This is a genomic window from Phreatobacter sp. AB_2022a (assembly GCF_026847585.1).
Classification (GTDB): Bacteria; Pseudomonadota; Alphaproteobacteria; order Rhizobiales; family Phreatobacteraceae; genus Phreatobacter.
The window spans coordinates 134351-157786 of record NZ_JAPSET010000007.1 but is presented as its reverse complement, the minus strand read 5'-3'; the positions used below and the strand labels follow the sequence as shown (position 1 = coordinate 157786).

At 67.4% G+C, this 23436-nt stretch carries 28 protein-coding genes and 1 pseudogene; 12 read left to right on the top strand and 17 right to left on the bottom strand.

Annotated features, from left to right (window positions below; translation table 11 throughout):
• Positions 1-73: 73 nt before the first annotated feature.
• Positions 74-706, top strand: a complete 633-nt coding sequence (folE, locus tag OZ671_RS07640; RefSeq protein WP_268860178.1) for a GTP cyclohydrolase I FolE — start codon at positions 74-76, stop codon at positions 704-706.
• A 41-nt stretch (positions 707-747) separates the two neighbouring features.
• On the opposite strand, the pseudogene OZ671_RS07635 reads toward folE, so the two are convergent.
• From OZ671_RS07635 to OZ671_RS07625, 3 genes and pseudogenes are all read right to left on the bottom strand, one after another.
• Positions 748-1036: pseudogene (locus OZ671_RS07635) on the bottom strand (type II toxin-antitoxin system PemK/MazF family toxin).
• A gap of 8 nt (positions 1037-1044) precedes the next feature.
• Positions 1045-1287, bottom strand: coding sequence for an antitoxin MazE family protein (locus OZ671_RS07630; protein WP_268860177.1), 243 nt, complete (start codon positions 1285-1287; stop codon positions 1045-1047).
• Positions 1288-1374: 87 nt separating this feature from the next.
• On the bottom strand, positions 1375-2073 hold the full coding sequence (locus OZ671_RS07625) for a metal-dependent hydrolase (protein WP_268860176.1): 699 nt from the start codon (positions 2071-2073) through the stop codon (positions 1375-1377).
• Positions 2074-2165: 92 nt separating this feature from the next.
• Here OZ671_RS07625 and ruvX point away from each other — a divergent pair, with 92 nt between their 5' ends.
• Entirely contained in the window at positions 2166-2645 is a 480-nt protein-coding gene (ruvX, locus tag OZ671_RS07620) for a Holliday junction resolvase RuvX (RefSeq protein WP_103168405.1), read from the top strand.
• Positions 2646-2655: 10 nt separating this feature from the next.
• On the opposite strand, the gene OZ671_RS07615 is transcribed toward ruvX, so the two are convergent.
• Entirely contained in the window at positions 2656-2898 is a 243-nt protein-coding gene (locus OZ671_RS07615; RefSeq protein ID WP_038313851.1) for a FliM/FliN family flagellar motor switch protein, read from the bottom strand.
• 51 nt (positions 2899-2949) lie between these two features.
• On the opposite strand from OZ671_RS07615, the gene lipB reads away from it, so the two are divergent.
• Positions 2950-3660 (top strand): lipoyl(octanoyl) transferase LipB, encoded by a 711-nt coding sequence (lipB, locus tag OZ671_RS07610; protein WP_038313852.1) that lies wholly within the window; start codon positions 2950-2952, stop codon positions 3658-3660.
• Between the two features lie 63 nt (positions 3661-3723).
• Here the strand turns inward: lipB and nadE are convergent, their stop codons facing one another.
• A complete protein-coding gene (gene nadE, locus OZ671_RS07605; RefSeq protein WP_268860175.1) occupies positions 3724-4533 on the bottom strand; it encodes an ammonia-dependent NAD(+) synthetase in 810 nt (269 codons plus the stop codon).
• Positions 4534-4687: 154 nt separating this feature from the next.
• On the opposite strand from nadE, the gene OZ671_RS07600 reads away from it, so the two are divergent.
• Complete coding sequence (locus tag OZ671_RS07600) at positions 4688-5122, top strand: DUF1810 domain-containing protein (RefSeq protein WP_038313854.1); 435 nt, start codon at positions 4688-4690, stop codon at positions 5120-5122.
• Between the two features lie 73 nt (positions 5123-5195).
• Here the strand turns inward: OZ671_RS07600 and OZ671_RS07595 are convergent, their stop codons facing one another.
• The 3 genes from OZ671_RS07595 to OZ671_RS07585 form a co-directional block, all read right to left on the bottom strand.
• Positions 5196-6023, bottom strand: a complete 828-nt coding sequence (locus tag OZ671_RS07595; protein ID WP_038313896.1) for an SPFH domain-containing protein — start codon at positions 6021-6023, stop codon at positions 5196-5198.
• Positions 6024-6123: 100 nt separating this feature from the next.
• Positions 6124-6414, bottom strand: coding sequence for an acylphosphatase (locus tag OZ671_RS07590; protein WP_038313855.1), 291 nt, complete (start codon positions 6412-6414; stop codon positions 6124-6126).
• Positions 6399-7646, bottom strand: coding sequence for an SAM-dependent methyltransferase (locus tag OZ671_RS07585; protein ID WP_268860174.1), 1248 nt, complete (start codon positions 7644-7646; stop codon positions 6399-6401). The genes OZ671_RS07590 and OZ671_RS07585 overlap by 16 nt, the downstream gene beginning before the upstream one ends.
• A 370-nt stretch (positions 7647-8016) precedes the next feature.
• On the opposite strand from OZ671_RS07585, the gene OZ671_RS07580 reads away from it, so the two are divergent.
• Positions 8017-8943, top strand: coding sequence for an AEC family transporter (locus OZ671_RS07580; protein ID WP_268860173.1), 927 nt, complete (start codon positions 8017-8019; stop codon positions 8941-8943).
• 78 nt (positions 8944-9021) lie between these two features.
• Here the strand turns inward: OZ671_RS07580 and OZ671_RS07575 are convergent, their stop codons facing one another.
• The 6 genes from OZ671_RS07575 to rpoZ all read right to left on the bottom strand — a co-directional run bounded on the left by OZ671_RS07575 (position 9022) and on the right by rpoZ (position 14027).
• Positions 9022-9405 (bottom strand): hypothetical protein, encoded by a 384-nt coding sequence (locus tag OZ671_RS07575; RefSeq protein WP_268860172.1) that lies wholly within the window; start codon positions 9403-9405, stop codon positions 9022-9024.
• A gap of 186 nt (positions 9406-9591) precedes the next feature.
• Entirely contained in the window at positions 9592-9996 is a 405-nt protein-coding gene (gene acpS / locus OZ671_RS07570) for a holo-ACP synthase (RefSeq protein WP_268860171.1), read from the bottom strand.
• A complete protein-coding gene (locus OZ671_RS07565) occupies positions 9993-10448 on the bottom strand; it encodes a hypothetical protein (RefSeq protein ID WP_268860170.1) in 456 nt (151 codons plus the stop codon). The genes acpS and OZ671_RS07565 overlap by 4 nt, the downstream gene beginning before the upstream one ends.
• A complete protein-coding gene (pyrE, locus tag OZ671_RS07560; protein ID WP_268860169.1) occupies positions 10445-11038 on the bottom strand; it encodes an orotate phosphoribosyltransferase in 594 nt (197 codons plus the stop codon). Before pyrE ends, OZ671_RS07565 begins: the two co-directional genes overlap by 4 nt.
• Positions 11039-11160: 122 nt before the next feature.
• Positions 11161-13338 carry a RelA/SpoT family protein gene (locus OZ671_RS07555; protein WP_268860168.1) on the bottom strand — a complete coding sequence of 726 codons (2178 nt, stop codon included), beginning with the start codon at positions 13336-13338 and terminating at the stop codon, positions 11161-11163.
• Positions 13339-13640: 302 nt separating this feature from the next.
• Positions 13641-14027 carry a DNA-directed RNA polymerase subunit omega gene (gene rpoZ, locus OZ671_RS07550; RefSeq protein WP_268860167.1) on the bottom strand — a complete coding sequence of 129 codons (387 nt, stop codon included), beginning with the start codon at positions 14025-14027 and terminating at the stop codon, positions 13641-13643.
• Positions 14028-14517: 490 nt separating this feature from the next.
• Here rpoZ and OZ671_RS07545 point away from each other — a divergent pair, with 490 nt between their 5' ends.
• The 4 genes from OZ671_RS07545 (at position 14518) to OZ671_RS07530 (ending at position 17278) form a co-directional block, all read left to right on the top strand.
• Entirely contained in the window at positions 14518-15174 is a 657-nt protein-coding gene (locus OZ671_RS07545; protein ID WP_038313863.1) for a LabA-like NYN domain-containing protein, read from the top strand.
• Between the two features lie 3 nt (positions 15175-15177).
• Complete coding sequence (locus OZ671_RS07540; protein WP_268860166.1) at positions 15178-15825, top strand: uracil-DNA glycosylase; 648 nt, start codon at positions 15178-15180, stop codon at positions 15823-15825.
• A gap of 148 nt (positions 15826-15973) precedes the next feature.
• On the top strand, positions 15974-16279 hold the full coding sequence (locus tag OZ671_RS07535; RefSeq protein ID WP_268860165.1) for a hypothetical protein: 306 nt from the start codon (positions 15974-15976) through the stop codon (positions 16277-16279).
• Positions 16280-16561: 282 nt separating this feature from the next.
• Entirely contained in the window at positions 16562-17278 is a 717-nt protein-coding gene (locus OZ671_RS07530) for a superoxide dismutase (RefSeq protein WP_268860164.1), read from the top strand.
• A gap of 112 nt (positions 17279-17390) precedes the next feature.
• On the opposite strand, the gene smpB is transcribed toward OZ671_RS07530, so the two are convergent.
• The 3 genes from smpB to OZ671_RS07515 all read right to left on the bottom strand — a co-directional run bounded on the left by smpB (position 17391) and on the right by OZ671_RS07515 (position 19865).
• Positions 17391-17864 carry an SsrA-binding protein SmpB gene (smpB, locus tag OZ671_RS07525; protein ID WP_038313866.1) on the bottom strand — a complete coding sequence of 158 codons (474 nt, stop codon included), beginning with the start codon at positions 17862-17864 and terminating at the stop codon, positions 17391-17393.
• On the bottom strand, positions 17864-18751 hold the full coding sequence (gene dapA, locus OZ671_RS07520) for a 4-hydroxy-tetrahydrodipicolinate synthase (RefSeq protein WP_268860163.1): 888 nt from the start codon (positions 18749-18751) through the stop codon (positions 17864-17866). Before dapA ends, smpB begins: the two co-directional genes overlap by 1 nt.
• A gap of 184 nt (positions 18752-18935) precedes the next feature.
• Positions 18936-19865 carry a LysR family transcriptional regulator gene (locus OZ671_RS07515; RefSeq protein ID WP_268860162.1) on the bottom strand — a complete coding sequence of 310 codons (930 nt, stop codon included), beginning with the start codon at positions 19863-19865 and terminating at the stop codon, positions 18936-18938.
• A gap of 122 nt (positions 19866-19987) precedes the next feature.
• Here OZ671_RS07515 and OZ671_RS07510 point away from each other — a divergent pair, with 122 nt between their 5' ends.
• The 3 genes from OZ671_RS07510 to OZ671_RS07500 all read left to right on the top strand — a co-directional run bounded on the left by OZ671_RS07510 (position 19988) and on the right by OZ671_RS07500 (position 23434).
• Positions 19988-20578 carry a chromate transporter gene (locus OZ671_RS07510; protein WP_268860161.1) on the top strand — a complete coding sequence of 197 codons (591 nt, stop codon included), beginning with the start codon at positions 19988-19990 and terminating at the stop codon, positions 20576-20578.
• 3 nt (positions 20579-20581) lie between these two features.
• Positions 20582-21112, top strand: coding sequence for a chromate transporter (locus tag OZ671_RS07505; protein ID WP_268860160.1), 531 nt, complete (start codon positions 20582-20584; stop codon positions 21110-21112).
• 162 nt (positions 21113-21274) lie between these two features.
• Positions 21275-23434, top strand: coding sequence for a lytic transglycosylase domain-containing protein (locus OZ671_RS07500; protein ID WP_268860159.1), 2160 nt, complete (start codon positions 21275-21277; stop codon positions 23432-23434).
• Positions 23435-23436 lie beyond the last annotated feature (2 nt).

Below are 23436 nucleotides of genomic sequence, written 5' to 3'. Positions count from 1 at the left end.
TCCTGCCCCAGGGCTCGCCCCTTTTCGCCGAAGACAACAAGCCGTCGGGAACGTCCTTTACGGAGCTCAAGCCATGGATGCCGCCGTCTCGACCCTGCCCGTTCACAAGGGACCCGAGGCCAGACGCCGCCGCCGGCCGACGCGCGAGGAGGCCGAGGCCGCTGTTCGCACGCTGATCGAATGGGTCGGCGATGATCCCGGTCGCGAAGGTCTCGTCGACACGCCCCGGCGCATGGTGAAAGCCTGGGAGGACCTGTTCCGCGGCTACCATCTCTCTGCGGCCGAGGAGCTCGGCACGGTGTTCGAGGAGGTCGGCGGCTATGGCGACGTCGTGCTGGTGCGCGACATCCCGTTCTTCTCCCATTGCGAACACCATATCGTGCCGATCATGGGCAAGGCGCATATCGCCTACTATCCCCGCGAGGGCGTCGTCGGTCTCTCGAAGCTCGCCCGCGTCGTCGATATCTATGCCCGCCGCCTGCAGACCCAGGAAAATCTCACAGCGGAGATCGTCGGCGCCATCGAGGCGAGCCTCAAGCCGCGCGGCCTCGCGGTGCTGATCGAGGCCGAGCATATGTGCATGGCCATGCGCGGCATCCAGAAACAGGGCGTTTCCACCGTGACGACCGGCTTTACCGGCCTGTTCAAGGACAATGCCACCGAGCAGGTCCGGTTCATGACCATGGTGCGCGGGTTCAGGGCCTGAGAAAAAAACTCACCGTTGAAACCGATGTAGCGACCGGACCGTCAGGCAAGGCCCAGGAAGACCGCCAGGGACCGTGTGACGGAAAGAAGGCTCTCGTCATCCAAACGGCCGAATGATGGGCCAAGCCGATCTCGCTTCACCGACATCACCTGGTCGATCATGACCTGCGACGGTTTGTGCAGGTCATTAGGTCGGCTGGACAGTCAGCCTGATCAAAGGTGCGTCGACGAGCGTTCCGGACAGCAAGACGACCGTAACCGTGCCGGTTTCCGCGAATTGATCGGCCTGAATGACGAGCACCGGCCGAGGCCGGCCAAAGTCGCCGGGCATGGCGACGGTCACGAGAGCGCCACGCTTGACCGCTCGTCCCTGTCAGCGAGATCGGACAATGCAGCATCGAGAAAACCGCCCAGGCCGTGGTCTTCAGCATCCGCGGAAGCAACGATCATCGACTGTCGCCGACATTCTTCCGCGAAGCCGGGCCGGCGCGTATCCGGAACCCAGATTTGCACCGGCCGCAGACCGGCGGCACGCAGCGCGTCGGGACGCTTGCGTACCCTCTGATTGATGGATGCCGGCACGAGCTTACCGCCCTCCAACGTTACGTGTAACAAATGGGCGGACCTGTCGTGTCGGTCGAGATCAGCACAGCCCGACCTTTTGAGAGCTCAGAGCGTAATGGTTTCGCCCGGCTTCGGCACAGCCACCTTGGTGCGCACGCCGCTCATGCCGCTGACGAACTTGTCGGCAGTCGCGTCGATGATCGGAAACGTGCCGTAGTGGCAGGGCACGACCGTGTCGAAATCGAAAAACTTGCGGCACGCGAAGGCCGCCGCATCGCCGCCCATGGTGAAACGGTCGCCGACCGGCACGAGGGCGAGGTTCGGCCGGTGATATTCCGCGATCAGCGCCATGTCCGGCATCATGTCGGTGTCACCCATCGCATAGAGATGGGCGCCGCCCTTCACCTTGATCACCATGCCGTTGGGATTGCCGAGCGCATGGCTGACGCCGTCATGGAAGTCGCAGGACGAATGCAGCGCGTTGGTCAGCGAGACCGTGAACTCGCCCTGGTCGGTGGTGCCGCCGCAGTTCATGGGATCGAAGGATTTCAGGCCCTTGGCGGCCAGCACCATGCACAGATCGTAATTGGTGACGACCTTTGCGCCGGTCTCGGCGGCGATCTCGACGGCATCGCCGACATGGTCGGAATGGCCATGGGTGATCAGCACATGGGTCGCGCCGGCGATCGCCTCGGCGCGATTGCCGGTGAACGAGGGATTGCCGGTCAGGAACGGGTCGATGAGCACGATCGACTTGCCGAATTCCAGGCGAAAGGCGGAATGGCCGAACCAGGTGAGCTTCATCGTGCATCTCCTCATGCAAACAGGACTTCGCGCCCTCGAAGCAGTATAGAGGCCGCGCCTGAGGGCTCAACGCGCCGGGGAGGAAAAGCTGCATGGCGATCGTCGAACTTGCCGATATCCGCGCTCATGTCGCCAAGGGCCGGCGCGCCATGGGCATCGACCTCGGCACCAAGACGATCGGGCTCGCCCTTTCGGACGTGAACTGGACGATCGCGACCCCGCTGGAGACGATCCGGCGCGTGAAGTTCACGCCGGATGTGGCCGCCCTTCTCGACCTCGCGGCCCGGCACGATGTCGGCGCGCTCGTCGTCGGCCTGCCGAAAAACATGGACGGCAGCGAAGGGCCGCGCGCCCAGTCGACCCGGGCCTTCGTGCGCAACCTGATGCCGAAGACCGCCCTGCCTGTCGTCTTCTGGGACGAGCGGCTGTCGACCGCGGCCGTGACGCGCACGCTGATCGAGGCCGACGCCTCGCGCGCGCGCCGCGCCGAGCTGGTCGACAAGATGGCTGCCGCCTTCATCCTGCAGGGCGCGCTCGACCGGCTCGGCTATGGCGAGCTGTCCGAAGGCTGACTTTGCAGGATCAGCGCAGGTCGACCGGCCGGGGCAGCATTTCCGTGATCTGGACGCCGATGCGATTGCCGTTGATCACCACCTGCCCGCGTGCGATCGGCATGTCGTTGGCCAGGATCTGGACCTCGTCGTCCTCGGTGGCGTCGAGCTCGATGATGGCTCCGCGCGCCATGCGCAACATCTGATGGATCGGCATTTTGGTCGTTCCGAGCACCACGGATATGTCGAGCGGGACGGTTTCGATTTGCGCCATGAATGCACCGGTCTTAAGTGGAGCTGAAGAGACCACGAACATGGTGAACGAGTGGTAAATACGCGCGAGGATCTGGTCGACACGCTCCACCCCCAAGGAGCGGCCGCGCCGGTTGAATGGCTGATCGCGCCGCGGCAGGTCGCCTATGGCGAGGCGCTGGCCGGCATGGAGAGCCAGGTCCAGGCGATCGCCGAAGGCCGCGGCGCGGAGCGCGTCTGGCTCCTCGAACATCCCCCGCTCTATACGGCCGGCACCAGCGCCCGCGGCCGCGGCGTGATCGACGCGCGCTTTCCGGTCTTCGAAGCCGGGCGCGGCGGCCAGATGACCTACCACGGCCCCGGCCAGCGGGTCGCCTATGTCATGCTCGACCTCAACCGGCGCAAGCGCGACCTGCGTGTCTTCGTCGCCGCGCTGGAAGCCTGGATCATCGCGACGCTCGCCGCCTTCAACATTCGCGGCGAGCGGCGCGAGGACCGCGTCGGGGTCTGGGTGCGCAGGCCCGACAAGGGCCAAGGCTACGAGGACAAGATCGCCGCCATCGGCATCCGGGTGCGCCGCTGGGTGACGCTGCACGGCATTTCCCTGAACGTCGAGCCGGAGCTGGACCATTTCGGCGGCATCGTCGCCTGCGGCATCGAGGATCCGCGCTACGGCGTGACCAGTCTCGTCGACCTCGGCCTGCCGGTGACCATGGAAGAGGTCGACATGGTGCTGAAGAAGACCTTCATCGCGCAGTTCGGGCCGGTGGCGGGCAGCGAATAGCCAGCAGGGCATGAAGCGTCCGGCGGCGCCTCACCCCTGCCCCTCTTCGCTGTTCGCCATTCGCTATTCCCCACTCACCGGCAGGCTGCGCTTGTGGGCGCTGGCGCGATAGGTCTGGAGGATGCGTGCGCGGGCGGTCTCGCTCACCGGCTTGCCCTCGAGGAAATCGTCGATCTCCTCGTAGGTCACGCCATAGGCTTCCTCGTCAGGCTTCAGCGGCGCGTTGGTTTCGAGGTCGGCGGTCGGCACCTTGAACACCAGCTCGCGCGGCGCGCCGAGATGGGCGGCAAGCGCCCGCACGCGGCGCTTGTTGAGCCCGGCGAGCGGCAGGATGTCGGCGGCGCCGTCGCCGAACTTGGTGAAGAAGCCCATGACCGCCTCGGCGGCGTGGTCGGTGCCGATGACGATGCCGCGCACTGCCCCGGCCAGGCCGAACTGGGCGATCATGCGCTGGCGCGCCTTGATGTTGCCGTGATGGAAATCGACCCGGGCCGCGTCCACCAGGTCGCCGGCGCTGCGCATCAGCTCGGCCATCATGGCATCGGCCGCCGGCTTGATGTCGACCGTCACGACGCGGTCCGGTGCGATGGTCGCAAGGCAGTTCTGGGCATCGGCCTCGTCGGCCTGCACGCCATAGGGCAGACGCATCGCGAAGAAGCGGGCATCCCGGCCCTCCCCGCGCAGCCGCTTCACGGCCGTCTGGGCCAGCAGCCCGGCGGTCAGCGAATCAACGCCGCCGCTGATGCCCAGCACATAGGCGCCAGCCCCCGACGTCTTGAGATAATCGGCGAGGAAGGCCGTGCGCCGTTCGGCCTCGGTCGCGGCATCGAAGGTTTCCGGCACGACGATGTCGGGGGTGAGCGGCTGGGGCATGGCGTCCTTGCATTCCCACGTTCAGATGGTCCAATGGCGCACCGGATGAAGGCGTTCCGCAGCGTCGGCGCTCCCCGTGCCGGCGGACCATACCATCTCGAACAAGGGACGAAAGGCGCGGCGCCGAATGGCGGTTGCGCAGCGGAGACCGGACATGATCGCCGAGGATCCCTTCGATCTCGCGCGCTTCAGGAGCGCGCAGGAGCCCGTCTTCGACACGGCGCTCGCCGAACTGCGCGCAGGCGCCAAGCGCAGCCATTGGATCTGGTTCGTCTTCCCGCAGCTTCGCGGGCTCGGCCGCTCGCCGACGGCGCACCATTACGGTCTCGCATCGCTCGCGGAAGCGCGCGCCTATCTGACCGAACCGGTCCTGGCGCAGCGCCTGCGCTGCGCCACCGAAGCTGTCCTCGGCGTCGAAGGCCGCTCTGCGCACGACATATTCGGTTCGCCCGACGATCTGAAATTCAGGTCCTCGATGACCCTCTTCCGGCAGGCGGCCGGTCCGGCCGGCCAATTGTTCCAGCAGGCGCTCGACCGCTATTTCGACGGCGAAGCGGACGAAGCGACGATCGCCCTGCTGCAACGCTGAGGCCTCGCCCGATGCCGGTGTGCCCCACCTGGGCATCGGGCGAAGAGCGGCATCGCGGCAAGCGCCTGCCCGCCTATTTGGCGATGCTGAGCACCGGGCTCGTTTCCTTGTCCGAGGTCATCACGACGAGCAGGCTCGATACAAGCTCGGCCTTCTTGTCGTCGGACATGGCCAGCGTCTCCTTGCCGTCGAAATGCTTGATGACGTCGTCGATGATGGCGAGCGCGTTCTCGACCATGTAGCGGCGGGCCTGGAAGATCGCGACGGCCTGCTGGCGCTTGAGCATGGCGACCGCGATCTCCGCGGCATAGGCCAGGTGGCTGAGACGGGTCTCCTCGATGACGATGCCGGCGACCGACAGCTTGGCCTGCAGGGCTTCCTGCAGCTTGGCGGCGATCTCGTCGATATTGCCGCGCAGGGAAATCTCGGTCTCGGAATCATAGGGATAGTGCGCGGCCAGGGTGCGGATCGCGATGTCGCTCTGATTGGCGACGAAGGTGCGATAATTGTCGACGTTGAACGTCGCCTGCGCCGCATCGGCGACCCGCCAGACCACCACCGCGCCGATCTCGATCGGATTGCCGTTGCGGTCGTTCACCTTCAGCTCGTTGGTGGCGAAATTGATCAGCTTCAACGGAACGGCGGTCTTGCTGCTGAACGGAATGGTGTAGAGAAAGCCGCTCTGGCGCAGCGTGCCCATATAGCGGCCGAAAAAGGTGATGACGCGCGCCTCGTTCGGCTGGATCACGGTGAAGCCGCTGGCCAGCAGAATGCCGATCACCGCGATGGGCCCGGCCAACGGCCAGAACAGGACGCCCGCGACTGCCAGCAGCGCCAGCCAGCCCAGCAGAAATACGAAGCCGCTCATGGCCCAGGCGTCACGGTCGGTAATCGTCTGCATGATCATCGCTCCGTTGGGTTCGCCGGCTGCCCGGGATGTCGATCCCGGCCCCCCGACCGGATTCCAGCACACATGACGTTACGTCATGTGTGCGGCTTTTTCAAACCGTCGGCCGGATTTCGAACCCCTGCTGCTGCGCACCCTCGTTCCACGCGCCGGCTTCGGCCGGCCGCCGGTCGATGCGGTCGACCTTGGCGCCGAGCGGCCCGTTCATCGCAGCGACGGCGACGGCCTCGACCGCCGCCGCCTCGCCTGCCAGCACGGCCTCGACCGTCTCGTCCAGGCGATTGCGCACCCAGCCCGACACGCCGCGGGCCTCGGCTTGACGGCGCAGCCACTGGCGGTAGCCGACCCCCTGGACCCGGCCGGAAATGATCAGGTGGACGACCATGGCAGCTTCGCCTCCCGCTCCTTCAGCAGCGCCTCGGCATGGGTGATGAAGTCGCGGTGAACCGGTACCGCGTCGCGTGTTACCGACAGGAGGAGCTGGTAGACCATGTTCGAGCCGTGCAGGAAGCTCAGCTCCACGGCCGACAGATAGAATTCCCACATGCGCGCGAACCGTTCACCCTGCATGGCTACGACCTTGTCGCGCACGGCCTCGAAATTCTCGCGCCAGGCCTTGATGGTCCAATAATAGTGCAGCCGCAGCACTTCGCAGTCGTCGACCCAGAGCCCGGTGCGCTCGGTGGAGGCGAAGACTTCCGACAGAGCCGGCGTATAGCCGCCGGGGAAGATGTATTTGCGGATGAAGGGCGCCGTGGTGCCGGGCGGGGACATGCGGCCGATGGCATGGATCATCGCATAGCCGCCATCATTGAGCAGCCGCCGGACGGTCGAGAAATAGTCGTCGAAATGGTTCACGCCGACATGTTCCATCATGCCGACCGATACGACCCGGTCGAACCGGCCCGCGAGTTCGCGATAGTCCTTTTCGAAAAAGGTGATCCGGTCGGCGATGCCGGCCTTGGCAACCCGGTCCTTCGAGGCCGCCAGTTGATCGGGCGAGACGTTGATGGCGGTGACGTGAACGTCGCAGACTGCGGCGAGATAGGTCGCAAGCCCGCCCCAGCCCGAGCCGATCTCGGCGACCGTCATGCCCGGCTCCAGCCGCAGCTTGGCCGCGATATGCCGCATCTTGGCGATCTGCGCGTCCTTCAGCGGCGTGTCGGGCCGCTCGAAATAGGCGCAGGAATAGCTCATGGTCTCGTCGAGCCAGAGTTCGTAGAAGGCGCGCGGATGGTCGTAGTGGCTGGAGACATTGGCAGCCGCCTGGCCAATCTTGTTCGATTGCTGGCGTCGCTTCAGCGTCCGCCAGACCTTGCGCAGCGCCTGCTGGATCGGATGCGAGCCAAGTCCCGTGCGGTTCACCGAGAACAGCATGAGCAGATCGAAGATCTTGCCGCCATTCTCGATCGTCAGCCGGCCGTCCATATAGGCTTCGGCCGATGCGAGCTCCGGGTTGAAGAACAATTCGCGCTGGACCTTGCCGTCATGCAGCTTGACCGTCACGTCCGGCCCGTTCTCGCCGGAGCCGAAGCTTTCCCGGCTGCCGTCATGGTGCAGCACGGTGAGCCGGCCGTTGCGGACGAAGCGGGACAGAAGATGGGCGAGCATGCTCATGTCGGACCTCGGTGAGCGCCCGGGAGCCGGAATGGCCAGGACGCGCATTGACACCTGCCCGGGCGAATTCCCGCATGAACGGGCGCCGGGAATTGATGGAAGCCGGCATCAGCTTCGGCTCGCCATTCGCGCGCCGCCTGAACCAGGCGGGGACCCGCGAATGCCGGATGAGCATGACACCGGCCCTGACGGCGGCGCAGGCAACGAAAACGAGCTCGAAACGATGCGCCGACGGTGACCCGCGATATAGCCTGCCCGGCAGCCGGAAGCGAGTGCGGCGCAGCGTGAAGCGGCCGCCATGCGCCAAATCAGCTTGCGCGGCCGGGCGCGGCGTGATGCAAGACCGCCGTCCCGCCCCGGCCCGAGCCCCATGTCCCTCGTCATCGCCAGTCTTGCCCCGGTCTTTCTGATCATCGTGCTCGGCGCGGTGCTGCGCGCGCAGAACCTGATGGACACGGCCGGCTGGAACGGGCTCGAACGGGCGACCTATTACGTGTTCTTCCCGGCGGTCATCATCATGACGCTGGCCAAGGCGGACCTGACGCGCGTGCCGGTGGTCGAGGTCGGCGCGGCGCTGATCGGCGCGATCCTCGCCATGGCCGCGCTGCTTCTCGCGCTGCGGCCTCTGCTCGCCCGCCTGTTCGGCATGAGCGACACGTCCTTCACCTCGGTGTTCCAGGGCGCGACGCGCTGGAACTCCTTCGTCGCCATCGCGACGGCCGGCGCCCTGCATGCGAGCGTCGGCCTGACGCTGACCGCCATCGCGGTCGCCGCGATGATCCCGCTGCTCAACGTGCTCGCGGTGATCATGCTGCAGCGCTATGCGCAGGGCCGGCCGATCGTGCTCGGGCCAACGCTGAAGACGTTGATCGCCAACCCGTTCATCTGGTCCTCGGCGATCGGCATCGTGATCAATGCGCTCGGCCTGCAGCTGCCGCTGATTCTCGTCCGGTTCGGCGATATTCTCGGGCAGGCCGCGCTTGGCGCGGGGCTGCTGCTGGTTGGCGCCGGCCTCGACGTCAAGGCGGCATTCCGGCCGCGCGGCCTGACGTGGCTCTGCTGCGCGCTGAAGCTCGTGCTGATGCCGGCCATGGTCGGCTCCGTCTGCATCGCGCTCGGCGTCTCCGGCGTGCCGCTGCAGGTGGCCGTGCTCTGCGCGGCCATGCCGACCGCCTCCGGCTCCTACATTCTCGCCCGCCACATGGGGGGCGATGCGCCCCTGATGGCGGAGATCCTGACTGTGCAGACGCTGCTCGCGGTCGTCACCATTCCGCTCGCCCTCAACCTGGTAAGCTGAGGTGGCGGCACGAAAAAGGGCGCGGTCCTGCGACCGCGCCCTCCGATCGCCGGCGGGCCGTCCGCCCGGCCGCGCCGATCAATCGTAATATTCCATGTTGCTGCCCGGCGTGTAGAAGTTGCGGGCCGGACGCTCGTAGTAGACCCGCGGCGGCGGGGCCTCGTCGTAATAGTAGGCGCGCGGCGGCGCGGTGTAGTAGCCGCCGCCATAATACCGGCGCGGCGGATAATAGGTTTCCTCGTAGCGCCGGTTGTTCTCGGCGGCGATCGCGGCACCGGCGGCAAGGCCGATGATACCGAGCGCGATACCGGCGCCGACGGCCGCGCCGTTGCCGCCATGGTGATGGTGGCGGCGATAATATTGCGCAGATGCCGGCGTGATGCTGGTCGCAACGCCGGCAGCCACCACAAGACCGGCCACCGTGGCCTTCAGGCCTCGCGATTTGAAAGCTTGGGTCAGCATTGTCATGCCCCTTTCTGGTCGCCGGAAGCTCCGTGGCGCCTCGCGCCTCGACTTCGAGCTTCCTGATCGAACCTTGGGGCAGACAGTAGAGGGGACGGCTTGAACCCCGCCTGAATGGACGGTGACCATATCGTGGCGCCGCCATGAACGGCCGTTCAGCTTGATTGCGGCGGCCCGGGCAAGACCCTAGCCGGCCGCGGGCACCGCCGAGATGACCACGAAGGCCTGGGCCAGCGGATATTCGTCGGTGATCGTCAAATGGATGACCGCGCGGTAGCCCGGCGGGGTCATGGCCTCGAGCCGCGCCTGCGCGCCGTTGGTCAGCTCCATGGTCGGCTGCCCGGAGGGCAGATTGGCAACCCCCATGTCGCGCCAGAAGACGCCGCTGCGGATGCCGGTGCCGAGCGCCTTGGCGCAGGCTTCCTTGGCCGCGAAACGCTTGGCATAGGTCGACGCCCGGTGCGCCCGGCCTTCCGCCCGCGCGCGCTCGCGCTCGGTGAACAGGCGGTGGGTGAACCGCTCGCCATGGCGTTCGATCGACTTCTCGATCCGCCTGATGTCGCAGAGATCGGAGCCGATGCCGAGGATCATTGCCTGCGCCTCCGCGTCGCGAGCACGGTCAATACGATGCCGCCGATCGTGATGACCAGGCCGAGCAGCACCAGCGGGATGCGCTCCTTCGGCGGATCGTCGAGCACGATCACGTCGTCGCAGGTCGCGCCGACGACCAGCCGCAGGTTTTCGAAAACCGGCTTGCCGTCCGGCGCGTGGCGGTATTGCGGCAGGTCGATGCGGCAGTCCTGCACCATGGGACCGATGCGTCGCTCGAAGGCATAGGCGGGCACGGAGACCGTATCGCGCGAGGAATGGGTGACCACCGAGGACACCCAGCGCGCACTCACCGCCTCGCTCGCATCGGCGCGCCAGTAGTGGACCAGCGGCCAGAGATTGGGCGCGAGCACGACCAGGCCGAGCACAACGACGAACAGCCCGACGATCATGCGTGTGCGCGACGGCGGGAGTTCCGGCGTCTGGAAGGTCAAGCCTTGGCTCCCTGGATGCCGCGCGAGCCCGGCTTCACCGCCGGCAGGGCGGCGAGCTCGGGCGGCAGGTCGTCGGCGGGGAAGTCCGGCACATACCAGGACAGCAGCGAAACCATGGGTACGCCGACCTCGACCTTGCCGCCGGACCGGTCGACCAGCACCGCTGCGCCGACGGTGACGCCGGCATGGCCTGATATCGCCTCCAGGCACTCGCGCGTCGACAGGCCGGTCGTGACGATGTCCTCGACCACCAGGACGCGCGCGCCGGCGGGGATTTCGAAGCCGCGGCGCAGCTTGAAGCAGCCGTCCTCGCGCTCGACGAAGATCGCCTTGGCGCCGAGCTGCCGGGCGGTCTCGTAGCCGGGAACGATGCCGCCGACCGCGGGCGAGACCACATAGTCGATCTTGCCGAAGGTCGCCCTCACCTTGTCCGCCAGCGCCGCGCAGAGCCGCGCCGTGCGCTCCGGATCCTGGAAGACGAACATCTTCTGCAGGAAGACCGGGCTGCGCCGGCCCGAGGACAGGATGAAGTGGCCTTCGAGCAGAGCGCCGGCAGCGCGGAATTCGGCGAGCACGTCGTCAGGGGTCATGGAGGTCTCGGCTGGCTTCTGGAACTTGGCGGATCAACGCCTAACCAGCCCGCCTGTCAACCTCATACCGGGAGGCATTTTCGGCGGCTCCGGGCTTCGCCGGTCGATTTGCCGGCTCGGCGTCATTCGAAGACCCGCAGCGCATCCGCCGCCATCGGCAGGCTCTTGATGCCGCCGATGATGGCGTTGAGGTGCTTCAGGTCCCAGACCTCGACGTCGATCATCACGTCGGTGTAGTCGGCGGTTTTGCGCTGCATGCGCAGATTGTCGATATTGCCGTCATTGTCGGCGATCACCTGGGTGATGCGGGCGAGCGAGCCAGGCTCGTTCCGTGATTTCACCGCGATGCGCACGGGATAGCGCGACGGCTTGTTCTCGTCGATGTCCCAGCGCACGTCGAGCCAGCGCTCCGGCTCGTTGTCGTAGGCCGCGAGCGCCGGCGACTGGATCGGATAGATGGTGATGCCCTCGCCCGGCGTCATGATGCCGACGATGCGGTCGCCCGGCACGGCGCCGCCGTCGGCGGCGAAGCGCACCGGCAGATCGAAATTGATGCCGCGGATCGGAATGGCGCCCTCGGTCTCCGGCACCTGGAACTTCAGCGAATCGGCGCCGCCGACCCCGAACCAGTCCTCGCCGGGTTTCGGGCCGAGCGGCACGGTGCCCTTGAAGTCGGGATGGACCGCCTTCAGGACATCGTCGGGCGGGATCTCGTCGCGGCCCACCGCCCAGTAGACGTCCTCGACGGAGGCCCGCGCCAGGCGCTTGAGGCCGGGCTTGATCAGTTCGTCCGAAAACGGCTTGCCGGCCCGGGTGAACAGGTTCTGCACGATGCGCCGGCCGAGCTCGAGATATTGCGCGCGGGTCGCCGCACGGGTCGCGCGGCGGATCGCCGAACGGGCCCGGCCGGTGACCACGATGCTCTCCCAGGCCGGCGACGGCGTGGCATTGGGATCGGTGATGATCTCGACCTCGTCGCCGTTCTGCAGTTCGGTGACCAGGGGCCGCTCGACGCCGTTGATGCGCGCGCGCGAGCAGTGATTGCCGATGTCGGTATGCACGGCATAGGCGAAGTCGATGCAGATCGCCTTGCGCGGCAGGGCGATCAGCCGGCCCTTCGGGGTGAAGCAGTAGACCTGGTCGGAGAACAGTTCGAGCTTGGTGTGTTCGAGGAACTCTTCCGGATTGGAGCCGTGGGCGAGCGTCTCGACCGTGTAGCGCAGCCAGGCATAGGCCCGGCTTTCGTTCTCGAAGGTCGAAAGCTCGGCGCCGTCCTTGTAGAGCGCATGGGCGGCAATGCCGTATTCGGCGACCTCGTGCATCGCGCGGGTGCGGATCTGCATCTCCACGCGCTGGCTGCCCGGCCCGATCACGGTGGTGTGGATCGAGCGGTAGTCGTTGGCTTTCGGCGTGGAGATATAGTCCTTGAAGCGCTGCGGCACGGCCGGCCAGGTGGTGTGGATGACGCCCACCGCGCGATAGCAGTCGGCGAGGCACTCGACGATCACCCGGAAGCCGACAATGTCGGAGAGCTGCTCGAAGGAGACCGATTTGCGCTCCATCTTGCGATAGATCGAATAGGGCCGCTTCTCGCGGCCCGAGACCTCGGCGGAAATGCCCTCGCCGGCGAGCTTGCCGGTGAGCTGCGTCTCGATCTCGGCGATCGCCTTGGCGTTGGCCTCGCGCTGGCGTTCGAGCCTCGCCGTCAAGGCGGCATGGGCTTCCGGGTTGATCTGGCGGAACGACAGGTCCTCCAGTTCCTCGCGCATGTCGTGCATGCCCATGCGGCCGGCGAGAGGAGCATAGATGTCGAGGGTTTCCTGGGCGATCCGGTCGCGCTTGGCCGCCGGCACGTAATGCAGCGTGCGCATGTTGTGCAGCCGGTCGGCGAGCTTGACCAGCAGCACGCGCACGTCGGACGTGATGGCGAGCAGCAGCTTGCGCAGGTTCTCCGCCTGCACCGCCTGCTTGGAGACGAGATCGAGCTTCTTCAGCTTGGTCAGGCCGTCGACGAGATCGGCAATGTTCTCGCCGAACTTCTCGCGGATGTCCTCCTTGGTCGCCGCGGTGTCCTCGATCGTGTCGTGCAGCAGCGCCGCGACGATGGTGGCGTCGTCGAGCTTCAGGTCGGTGAGGATGGCGGCGACTTCCAGCGGATGCGAGAAGTAGGGATCGCCGGAGGCCCGCTTCTGGCTGCCATGGGCGAGCATGGCATAGACATAGGCGCGATCCAGCAGGGCCTCGTCGGTCTGCGGGTTGTAGCGCTTGACGCGGTCCACCAGCTCGTATTGCCGCATCATGGACGGTTATCTGCCTCTGCGAGTGTCGCCGCGGCGGAAAACCGCCCCCGGCTAACGGATATCATTGCTCAGCCCCGATCACACAAGGCAAAGGCTAAAAAAGCCGGAATCAGGGCAGGTTTGCGCGTTCATCCCGTCTTTCCTTGTCCGCCACCGCGCGATATCGACCTTGTGAGCGCGCTGCGGAAAGGAACGCCGCGGCAACGGACGGCGCAGGCGGCGCGGCAGCCACCCGTACGGCGCACGCAAAAAAGGCGGCCATCGGCCGCCTTTGGCATTCTCGATCCCGGGACGCGGACGGCTCACATGCCGTCGTCTTCGTCGGTGTCCTCCGGCGGCTTCAGGCCTTCGAGGCCGCGCAGCAGGTCTTCCTCGCTCATGCGGTCGAGAGCGACGTCGTCGTCCCGGTCGCCGCCGGCCGAAGCGATCATCGGCACCGCATCCGGCTCCGGCTCGTCGACCTCGACATATTTCTGCAGCGAGTGGATCAGGTCTTCCTTCAGGTCCTCCGGCGACACCGTCGCGTCGGCGATCTCGCGCAGCGCCACGACCGGGTTCTTGTCGCGGTCGCGGTCCACGGTGAGCGGCGCGCCGGCGGCGAGCATGCGCGCGCGATGGCTGGAGAGCAGCACCAGCTCGAACCGATTGTCGACCTTTTCAATGCAATCTTCGACGGTGACGCGAGCCATCGGTTATCCTTGTTCGGGCGCCTCGCGGCTGAGGCGGATGTCCGGAAAGCTGGGCTATATAACCGGCGAAGGCCGAGGATACAAGCCTTTGCCGGCGGATGCGGCGAGCCTCGCCCCCCGCTCCCGGATGCCGGCTGCCTGGTGCCGGGCCCGCCGCCATGGCCGCGCGCCGCGAATCGGCACCGTGCGGCCCGGGCCTTCTGCGCCAACCGGCGCCGGCGCGCTTCGCCGATTCGGCCCCGCCGGCCCACGGGCGGTCCATTCCCGCCTTTTCGGCCGGTCCGGACGCTCGGGGAAGTCGAAATTCGCCGCCGCATAGCCGTGGATTGTGACGGCAGCGTCTTGCCGCCGTTCCGCTGCATGTTAAACTCATTCCAGATTTGGCGAACACTTGCCACATCGTGTGTTGTCGACCCCACATTGCCGTCGCGCGGCTCGCTTTTGCTATGGATCACCTGCCCCGCGCCGCATTGCCTGAAGGACCCGATCCATGTCGAGCGGACAAGAACGCATCGCACTCTTCATCGATGGCGCCAATCTCTATGCAACGGCAAAGACGATCGGGTTCGATATCGACTACAAACGTTTGCTGAAGGAATTTCAAAGTCGGGGCTATTTGCTTCGCGCCTACTATTACACTGCTCTTGTCGAGGATCAGGAATATTCCTCGATCCGACCGCTGATCGACTGGCTCGACTACAACGGCTTTACCGTCATCACCAAGACCGCCAAGGAATTCACCGATTCCATGGGGCGCCGAAAGGTGAAGGGCAATATGGACATCGAGCTGGCGGTCGATGCCATGGAGCTGGCTCCGCGGGTCGACCATATCGTGCTGTTCTCCGGCGACGGCGACTTCCGCTCGCTGGTCGAGGCGCTGCAGCGGCGCGGCGTCAAGGTGTCGGTGGTCTCGACCGTCTCCGTTCAGCCCGCCATGATCGCCGACGAACTGCGCCGGCAGGCCGACGAGTTCATCGATCTCGCCCATCTCATGCCGCGCGTCGGCCGCGACCCATCGGAGCGCAGCCAGCGCCAGGCCGCCCAGGATGTGCCCGGCTTCGTGCGCGACCGGCCGCGGCCGGCCCGGCCGGTGGCATCCACCAGCCCGGTCTCGACCGGCCCCGACGACGATTTCGCCGACCGCTGACCAATGACCGCATCGCTCGCTTCCGGGCCGGGCCGCGACTGCCCGCTCTGCCCTCGTCTCGTCGCCTTCCGCGACAAGCAGCGCGCCGCCCATCCCGACTGGCACAACGCGCCGGTGCCCTCGTTCGGCACCGACGATTCGCGGCTGCTGATCGTCGGTCTCGCCCCCGGCCTGCAGGGCGCCAACAAGACCGGGCGCCCGTTCACCGGCGACTGGGCCGGCGACCTGCTCTACGAGACGCTCCTTCATTTCGGCCTGGCCAGCGGCGTCTATGACGAGCGGCCGGACGACGGACTGACGCTGATCGATACCCGCATCACCAATGCGGTGCGCTGCGTGCCGCCCGAGAACAAGCCGACGCCGGCGGAAATCACCACCTGCCGGACATTCCTGTCGGCGACGGTCGCCGCCATGCCGCGCCTGACGGCGATCGTCGCGCTCGGCCGGATCGGCCATGACAGCGTGGTGCGGGCGCTGGGCGAGAAACCGTCGCGCGCGCCTTTCGGCCACGGCGCGACGCACCGGATCGGCCAGATCACCCTGTACGACAGCTATCATTGCTCCCGCTACAACACCAATACGGGCGTGCTGACCCCGGACATGTTCCGGGCGGTCTTTGCCGCCGTGCGAGCCCATCTCGACGGCGCATGACGCATCACCACCCGCAAGGGCTGTAGAACGGCCCGGCCTCCCGTGCCGTTGAACCTTTCGATCCGATGCCACGACCCACTGCCGGAGCCGCCGAGGGCGGCCGCCGTCGGCCGGCCCTGCCGCGCCCCTCAAGGGAAAGTGCATCGCCATGCCAAGCGACCTCAAGCGCCTCCTGCGTGTCGCAATCTTCGCCGCCGCGGCGATCGGCACGGTTTTCTGGCTCGGCACCGCGGCGCGCGTCATGGCGATGCCGGTCGGCCATCGCGACGGTCTGGAGACCGTCGGCGTGCTGCTCGCGACGGCCTATTTTCTCGGCCTCGTCGTTCCGGTCCTGGTGCTCGGCATTCTCGGCCGATGCCTCATCGTCGGCACGCTGCTGGCGGCCGTCGTGATCGGGCTCGCCGTCGACACCATCTGGCCATGGTTTCCCTGGACGCTGTTTCAACAAAGCTGATCGTCGCGACGATTGCCGTTGCGTGAAGGCCGCGACCGCGTCAGGTTCGTTCCTGCGGCGGATCGCTGTCTGGCCTGCGGTCCGATTCCGGCGGTTGCATCCGATAGACATGGGACGCCCCAGGGAGATGCTGGAACCCCGGGCAACGCCGGCTTGGCTCCACATCCGGCGCGGCCTCGAAACGGACCTTCGCAGCCCGTCCGGCGTTGCACGGACAAGGTGCACCCACTCGCATCACCACGCCCGGTCGCCCCGGCCCAACCATCACGGGAGAGCTCATCGATGAACCGCCGTCACGCCCTGAAGATGTTCGGCACCGCCGCGCTCGGCGCCGCCCTGCCGGTCGCTGCCCGCCAGCGCGTATTCGCCCAGCCGGCGAGCGGCCCCTTCACGCTGGCGCCGATCGGCTACGCCTACGAGGCCCTGGAGCCCCATATCGACGCGCAGACCATGACCATCCACCACCAGCGCCACCACGGTGCCTATGTCAGCAATCTCAACGCGCTGGCCGGCCAGTATCCGGCCCTGAAGCCGGATGCCATCGAGACCGTCCTGCGCAACCTTCAGGCGGCGCCCGACGCGGTGCGTACCGGCATCCGCAACAATCTCGGCGGCCATTGGAATCACGTGCATTTCTGGGACATCATGACGCCCGGCGGCGCAAAGGAGCCGGGGACGGAGCTCGCAACCGCGATCAACGGCGCCTTCGGCGATTTCGGCCAGTTCCGCCAGCGCCTCAATGCCGCGGCCGGCGGCCGGTTCGGCTCCGGCTGGGCCTGGCTCGTCGTCGACAAGGACCGCAAGCTCGCCGTCGTCTCGACCGCCAACCAGGACAATCCGCTGATGGACGGCGCCAATGGCGTCGTGCTCGGCGTCGATGTCTGGGAACACGCCTATTATCTGAAATACCAGAACCGGCGCGCCGACTATGTCACGGCCTGGTGGAACACGGTGAACTGGACCAAGGCCGGCGCCAATTACCAGCGGGCCATGACCTGACGGGGTGGAATGACGGCGGGTCGTCGCCGGCGGCGGCCGCGCCGCCGGAGAATCGACATCAACTGCGCCACCCAAGATGCTGGAAAGCCAGGGTATTCGGAACGCCGCGCGCTCAGCCGCGCTCGCGCATGATGCGCGCCTGATCGCGCTGCCAGTCGCGCTTCTTCTCGGTTTCGCGCTTGTCGTGCAACTTCTTGCCGCGCGCGAGCGCGATCTGCAGCTTGGCCCGGCCCTTCTCGTTGAAATAGAGCTTGAGCGGCACGACCGTCATGCCCTCGCGTTGCACGCCGCCGATCAGCTTGGCGATCTCGCGCTTGTGCAGCAGCAGACGGCGCGGCCGCCGCGGCTCGTGGTTGAAGCGGTTCGCCTGCAGATATTCCGGGATGTTGCAGTTGAACAGGAAGAATTCCTCGCCGGAGGGACCGGCATAGCTCTCCCCGATCGTCGCCTTGGAAGCGCGCAACGACTTGACCTCGGTGCCGGTCAGCTGAAGCCCGGCCTCGAAGGTCTCGATGATCTCGTAATCGTAACGGCCGCGCCTGTTGTCGGCGATCAGCTTGATGTTGGGATCCTGTTTCGACGCCATCAGTTCAGCAGGCCGGCATGGACAAGCGCCGAGCGCAGCGTTTCCCGCGTGCCTGCCGTCACCGGCACCATGGGCAGCCGCGTCTCATCCGACATGCGGCCGAGCATGGCGAGCGCCGCCTTGGAAGGCGCGGGATTGGGCTCGACGAACAGCGCCTGATGCAGCGGGAACAGCTTGTCCTGCAGCTTCAGCGCCGTCTGGTAATCGCCCGCGAGGCAGGCGTTCTGGAAATCCGCGCAAAGGCGCGGCGCGACATTGGCCGTCACGGAGATGCAGCCGTGGCCGCCATGGGCCATATGGGCGAGCGCGGTGCCGTCCTCGCCCGAAAGCTGGATGAAGTCCTCGCCGCAGGCCTGGCGCTGGGCCGAGACCCGGTCGAGCTTGGCGGTGGCATCCTTGACGCCGACGATGTTCTTGATCTTGGCCAGCCGCGCCATGGTCTCGACCGACATGTCGACCACCGAGCGCGGCGGAATGTTGTAGATCAGGATCGGCAGCGTGGTCGCTTCCGCGATCGCCTTGAAGTGCTGGTAGAGCCCTTCCTGGTTCGGCTTGTTGTAATAGGGCGTGACATGCAGCAGGCCCTGGGCGCCGACCTTCTCTGCATGCTGGGAGAACTCGATCGCATCGATCGTGTTGTTCGAACCGGCGCCGGCAATGACCGGCACGCGGCCGCGGGCCTCCTCGATCGCCCAGACGATGACCTGCTTGTGCTCGTCATGGGTCAGGGTCGGGCTCTCGCCCGTGGTGCCGACCGGTACGATGCCGTGCGAGCCTTCCGCAATCACCCAGTTCACATGGGCGCGAAACGCTTTCTCGTCGAGTTTGCCATTCGAGAACGGCGTGACGAGAGCGGGAATCGACCCCTTGAACAGAGTGGCGGACATGAAACGTTCTCCCGAACGTGGCAGCGTTGGAACGGCCGGGCGCGATGCGCCGGGCCCATGACAGGCGTCACAAAGCCTTGTGACGGCTTCGCCGTCAAGCGAAACGGCCCCGCAAAGCTCCGTAGAAATACACAAATGCCGCGTAAAGATCCCATGCTGAATCGCGCGGACGTGCGTCGCCGCGTCATATGGGCGTTCCGCCTCCCCGACGCGAGGCCTGCAAGCGCCTGACAGCCGCGACGAAATGGCCGAGCGCGGCCGATCCGCCGTCGCGCCGCCAGACGAGTTGCAGCGGCGCGACCAGGAGCGGCGTGTCGGCCAGGGCGAGATAGACGATCCCCTCGGTTTCCAGGCGCCGCATCGAGGCGGGAATGATCGAGACGCCGAGGCCTGCGGCCACCAGCGAGAGCACCGAAGGCAGCCGCGCCGCCTCCTGGCCGATGCGCGGACTGAAGCCGGCGGCGCTGCAGGCGGCGATGATGGCGTCATAGAGCCCCGGGCCGCTCGGCCGCCGGTAGAGCACGAAGGTCTCCTCGCTGAGATCGATGAGGCGGATCGCCCCACCCGCCGCCGCCAGCCTGTGCTGCACGGGCACCGCGGCGAGCATCGGCTCCTCCATCAGCGCCTCGATGGCGAGGCCGGGCCTGCGTCCGGCGGCCGCGCGAACGAAGGCAGCGTCGAGCCGGCCGGCCGCCAGCGCGTCCGTGAGCTCCAGCGAGCCACCCTCCTCCAGCGCCAGCGACACGGCGGGCACCGCCTCGCCGAAGCTCCTGATCGCCGCCAGGACGAAGGGGTGAAAGGCCGCGGAGCCGGTGAAGCCGACGGCGAGCCGGCCGCTCTCGCCGCGGGCGATCCGCCGGCAGGTCTCGACCGCCTGCTCGACGGCCCCGAGGATCGCCCGCGCGTCGCCCAGGAGCGACCGTCCGCTCTCGGTCAGCCGCATGCCGCGCGGCAGCCGCTCGAACAGGCGGACGCCGATCGCCGCCTCGATCGCCTGGATCTGCTGGCTGAGCGGCGGCTGCTGCATGCCGAGCCGCTCGGCTGCGCGGGTGACATGCCCCTCCTCGGCGACGGCCACGAAATAGCGGAGCTGGCGCAGATCGAGATTATTCATATCCAGACCATATGGATTTTCCCCCCAACATATATTGGACCAGATGATGACGTGGAACTAGGTCAGAGCCCACAGGGCTCCGGCAGCAGCGTGACGGACGCCCCTGACCCCGGAGTCCCGCCATGACCACGACGACAGCGACGGACGAGGTCTCCGCGCCCGCCCGCCCGCCCGGCCTCAAGGCCCTCTTCCTCGGCTTTCTCGAACTCGGCCTGACCGGTTTCGGCGGCGTTCTGCCGCTGGCCCGGGCGATGATCGTGGAACAGCGCCGATGGCTGTCGGCGGAAGAGTTCGCCGACCTCCTGGGGCTGTGCCAGTTCCTGCCCGGCGGCAACATCATCAACCTGTCGGTTGCCATCGGCCTCAAGTTCCACGGTGCGCGAGGCGCATTCGCCGCGCTCGTCGGCCTCATCGCCTTTCCGACCGCCATCGTGATCGGGCTCGGCGCGATCTACGCCCAGGTCCAGGCCGATCCGAACATCCGGCACATGTTCTCCGGGCTCGCCGCGGCCGCCGCCGGCCTGCTCGTCTCGATGGCTGCAAAGATGGCCGTGCCGCTCTTCAGGCGGCCGGAAGGACTGGCCGTCGCGGCCCTCTGCTTCATCGCGATCGCCGTGCTGCGGCTGCCGCTGCTGCCGACCATGCTGACGCTCGCGCCGCTCAGCATCCTGCTCACCTGGCTCGTCGCGCGCCGCGCTGCCGGAAAGGCCTGAGCCATGGTCTCCGTCCTGGTCGCCCTCTTCCTGATCTTCACCGAGCTGTCGCTGCTCGCCTTCGGCGGCGGCAATACGATCCTGCCGGAAATGCAGCGTCACGTGGTCGATATCCAGCACTGGATGACGGCCAGGGAATTCTCCATGCTGTTCGCGCTCGCCCAGGCCGCCCCCGGCCCGAACATGATGATCGTGCCGCTGATCGGCTGGCACGTCGCCGGCTGGTCCGGACTGCTCGTCGCCTCGGTCGCGAAATTCGGCCCGTCGTCGTTCGTCACCGCCCTCGCCATGGGCCTATGGCACCGGTTCAAGGACCGCCCGTGGCGCCGCGTCGTGCAGGCCGGACTGGTGCCGATGACCGTCGGCCTCGTCTCCGCCAGCGCCTTCCTGATCGCCGAGGCCTCGGGCGGCGAATGGGTCCTGATCGCCGTCACGCTCGCCGTCGCGGCCGTCACCTATAGGACGCGGCTCCACCCGCTCTGGGCGCTCGCCGCCGGTGCCCTGGCCGGCTGGGCCGCTCTCGGCCCGATCTGAGGCGGCCGGCCGCCGATCGTTAGCGCCCGCTTAACCACGCCGATCGATTACCCCTCGCCGCGTTCAACACTCGCTAAGGAAAACAAACGACAAACGATGGTTCAGGGGCCGCATTCTGTCCGGACGGTGCGGCCGTTCCGTATTGCGTATCAGGACGGATTCATGGCGCCGCTCGCTGTCTTCCTTCCCCGTTTGGGCCTGCTCACCGGCGTCGCTCTCGGCGCGCTGCTCATCGCCACTCCCGCCCTGCCCCAGGCGAGCGACGGCGACATGCCCCAGCATCTCCTGGAAGCCCAGGCCGCGGAACAGGCCGGCGACGACGAGCCGGCCGAGGCGACGCAGCAGCCGATCGTTGAAGCCCGCGCGAGCGGGCCGGCGGTGACCGGCTCGATCGGACAAAGCGAGCGTTCCTGGCGCCCCCAGGGTGATGGCGGCGGCCAGGTCGACGTCGCGGCGCTCGGCCGCGTGATCGCAGCGGCCAAGGCCGGCCGGGTCGAGCAGGCCACAGCCGGACGCAACGCCTTGACCGACCCGGTGTCGCGCGCGGTCGCCGAATGGGCGATCCTCAGGTCCAACGAGAACCTGCCTTTCGCGCGGCTCGCCGCCTTCGTCGAGACCAATCCGGGCTTCCCGGCGTCGCAGCGCATTCGCGCGCGTGCCGAGGCCGCCCTGCTGGAACAGAATATCGACGGCGCGACTGTGCGCGGCTTCTATGCCCGCCGCCAGCCGAGCTCGGCCAAGGGCAAGATCGCGCTCGCCATCGCCTGGCGGCGGGCCGGCGACAATGCACGCGCGGTGCAGCTCGCCCGCGACATCTGGCGGCGCGACGACCTGTCGGCCGATGTCGAGCGCACGCTGCTTTCCGCCTTCGGCTCGGTGATCGGCGCGGCCGACCACAAGGCGCGCCTCGACCACATGCTCTATGCGGGCAAGGACGGCACGGCCCTGCGCGCGGCCCAGCGCCTCGGCGCCGGCCAGCTCGCGCTTGCGCGCGCCTTCCTTGCGGTCAATGCGCGCCGCTCGAACGGCGGGGCGCTGCTCGCGCGCGTGCCCGGCTCGCTGCATGCCGACCCGGTCTACCTGCTCGCCCGCGCCCAGTGGCTGCGGCGCGAGGATCGGGCCCGCGAGGCCGCGGCCATCCTGATCGCCGCGCCGCGCGATCCGGCCGTCCTGATCAGCCCGGAAAGCTGGTGGACCGAGCGGCGCGTCATGGTGCGCAAGCTGCTGGACGCCGGCGACGCCCGCACCGCCTACCGGGTCGCCTCCGGCCATTCGGTCCGCCGCGGCGTCGCCCGGGTCGAAGCCGAATTCCATTGCGGCTGGCTTGCCCTGCGTTTCCTGAACGATCCCGGCACGGCGCTGCGCCATTTCCAGGCGGGCCGCCAGGCCGCCACCACGCCCATGTCGCAGTCGCGCGCCGACTATTGGAGCGGCCGCGCCTTCGAGGCGCTCGGCCGCCAGGCCGAGGCCCGCCGCGCCTACGAGGCCGCCGCCCGCCATTCCTCGCACTATTACGGCCAGCTCGCGCGCGCCAAGCTCGGCCTCAGCGACCTGCCGATCCGCCGGCCGGCCGAAGCAAGCCCCGTGGCGGGTCCGTCGGCCCGCGCGCTGCGCATGCTCTATCAGGTCGGGGAAAAGGACCTCGCCCGCGCGATCCTCGCCGATCTCGGCCTGCGCGCCATGGATACTGCCCAGCTCCACGCCGCCGCCGAGGTCGCCGCCCGCGCCGGCGATGCCAAGGGTGTCCTGATCCTCGGCAAGCTCGCCAACAATCGTGGCCTGCCCTTCGACATCCACGCGTTTCCGACGATCGGCATTCCGAACTATGCCCATGTCGGTCCACAGGTCGACCGCGCCGTGGTCTATGCCATCGCCCGCCAGGAATCGACCTTCGATCCGCGCGCCGTGAGCCACGCCGGCGCGCGCGGCCTGCTCCAGCTCATGCCCGCGACGGCGCGCGCGACGGCGCGCAGCTACGGCCTTGCCTATGACCAGGGCCGGCTGATCAGCGACCCCGCCTACAACGCCCGCATCGGCGCAGCCCATCTCGGCGATCTCGTCGCCGAATTCAACGGCAGCTACGTCATGACCTTCGCCGCCTACAATGCCGGCCGCGGACGGGTACGCCAATGGGTCGAAGCCTATGGCGACCCACGCGACCCGCGCGTCGATCCGATCGACTGGGTCGAACGCATCCCATTCACCGAAACGCGCAACTATGTGCAGCGGGTGATGGAGAACGTGCAGGTCTATCGTGCGCGCCTCGGCGGCGGCTCGGGCCTCAGGATCGAGGCCGACCTGCGCCGCGGCCGCGCCAACTGAGC